The organism is Synergistaceae bacterium DZ-S4, assembly GCA_025943965.1.
Taxonomy (GTDB): Bacteria; Synergistota; Synergistia; order Synergistales; family Synergistaceae; genus Caenicola; species Caenicola nitritireducens.
Genome location: JAPCWD010000035.1, coordinates 1 through 1505, shown reverse-complemented (window position 1 = coordinate 1505; position 1505 = coordinate 1). Strand labels below are relative to the sequence as shown.

Annotated in this window: 1 protein-coding gene; it reads left to right on the top strand. The window is 46.8% G+C overall.

Annotation, left to right across the window (positions count from 1 at the left end):
- Positions 1–315: 315 nt before the first annotated feature.
- The gene (locus OLM33_10070; GenBank protein MCW1713996.1) at positions 316–1344 is read left to right on the top strand and encodes an IS110 family transposase; all 1029 of its coding nucleotides are present in this window, start codon (positions 316–318) and stop codon (positions 1342–1344) included.
- The last annotated feature ends 161 nt before the right edge of the window (positions 1345–1505 follow it).

The following is a 1505-nucleotide window of genomic DNA, read 5'->3' as shown; positions in this document are numbered from 1 at the left end:
AAGCCGCTCGTATCATAAAATATATTTACCAAAGAGATAACATAAGAATAAAAGTAAGCGTCTTTTCATAATACTGGTCATTTGGGTAGAATTACCCTAATGATATAGAGGTGCCGGGAAGACCGAAAAGTCGCTAAGTCCAAGAGACTGTAATCCAGATTGGTCTACCGCCCCACATAACTGCGTACAGGTATCATAGGTCTGCTTCTATAGAAAGCATGAACCTGCATTCCGCGAGTGTGCAGCCGTGGGAAGCCCTCCCGGCAGAGAAATAATATCATAATACTCATTGTGAGGTGAACAGTTTTGTCTCTTATGTTCTTTTTGGGTGTGGATGTTTCAAAGAAGACTCTCGCTGTGGTGCTGAGTGATCACAAGGATAAGATACTCTGGTCCAACAAGAGTATCCCCAATGACGAAGTCGGATTTAAAAAACTCGTCGAGACAGTGATCAAAAACACATCAAAGAAGGCGGGAAAGGAAGAGTACTCAATAGCTGCCGGTATGGAATCGACAGGCGTCTATGGAGAACGTCTGGCATACTATCTCAATGGAAACAGCCACAACGGCAGGATCGTAACATACGTACTCAACCCAGCTGCAGTAAGAGCCTTCGGCACTTCAGTGATGGCCCCCAACAAGAACGACTCCGCAGATGCCCAGCTTATAGCCTCATACCTCTCCATGGCAGTAACAAAGGAACAGATATCTCCATGGAAGGCACCCTCACCCGAAGGCCGTGCTCTTAGGGAACTTTCAAGGCGCAGGGAAGAACTAACAGAACTTCATGCCTCTGAATGCAACAGGCTGGAGAAGCTTGAGTGCATGCAGGAACCACCGGAGGCGATAGTCCGGAACGTAAGGGAACTCATAAGCTACCTCGAGGATTCTATACATAACCTGGAGAAGGAAATAGAGGAGCACATAGACGACGATCCCGGCATGCGCGAGGACATAGAGCTTCTGAGATCCATCCCCGGCATAGGAGAGGTGACATCAGTTACCTTGCAGGGCGAATCCGACGGATTGAACAACTTCCAGAGCGTTAAGGGCCTTGTCTCGTTCGTAGGCATAGCTCCAAGCGAACACACTTCGGGGACGTCGGTATTCAAAAAATCTAAAATAAGCAGACGGGGCAATTCCAGGATAAGGCACCATCTTTACATGGCTACACTGGTAGCTGCACGGGTAAATCCGGTAATAAAGGAGTTCTACGAAAGACTGTTAAACAGGGGCAAATGCAAAAAGCTGGCACTTGTTGCCTGTATGAGAAAGATGCTCCATATCATCTGGGGAGTAATGAAAAACAGGAAGCGCTTTGATCCCTGTTATTCCCTTAAATAGGGCTATAACAGAGAGGTACCGGCTTACAAGAGAATAACGTAAGGCAGCAAATAAGACAGCCGCCGAAAAACCGGCGGCCGCAAGATGGATCATTACTTTCGAGATACAAGAAACAAAGTTTACTTTTATACTTGACAGCTGAGACGGTATCTGGATTCCCG

Excerpts from the sequence above, each read along its gene's own strand:
- OLM33_10070 (MCW1713996.1), top strand. The coding sequence starts at position 316 with ATGTTCTTTTTGGGTGTGGATGTTTCAAAGAAGACTCTCGCTGTGGTG.